General features: G+C 39.5%; 1 protein-coding gene. It reads left to right on the forward strand.

Translation table 11 applies throughout. The features are described 5' to 3' along the window. Positions 1-261 (forward strand): hypothetical protein (locus tag Q0954_RS34780; RefSeq protein ID WP_299466890.1); only part of this gene is annotated, 261 nt, incomplete at both ends.

The following is a 261-nucleotide window of genomic DNA, read 5'->3' on the forward strand; positions in this document are numbered from 1 at the left end:
TGTTTTTATGCCGATAGTGCCGCGTTAGACCAATTAAGGAAAGACACAGGAAAGGCAAATGAGCAGTGGAGTTTAAGTGCAATATTTGACATAGGGTTGTACGAATCTGTTGACTGTAAAATTGACATCATAAAAGTGTTAGGGATATTCCTTAATGAATACATGGAAAAATATGACTGCTTAATACACCTAAACCCACACGCGACAAACCACGCAAGTTCCTTTCAATCTGACGTTGATAGGCTCGATGAGCATAGCTTG

Origin of the sequence: uncultured Microscilla sp., assembly GCF_947493425.1 — a bacterium.
GTDB lineage: Bacteria > Bacteroidota > Bacteroidia > Cytophagales > Microscillaceae > Microscilla.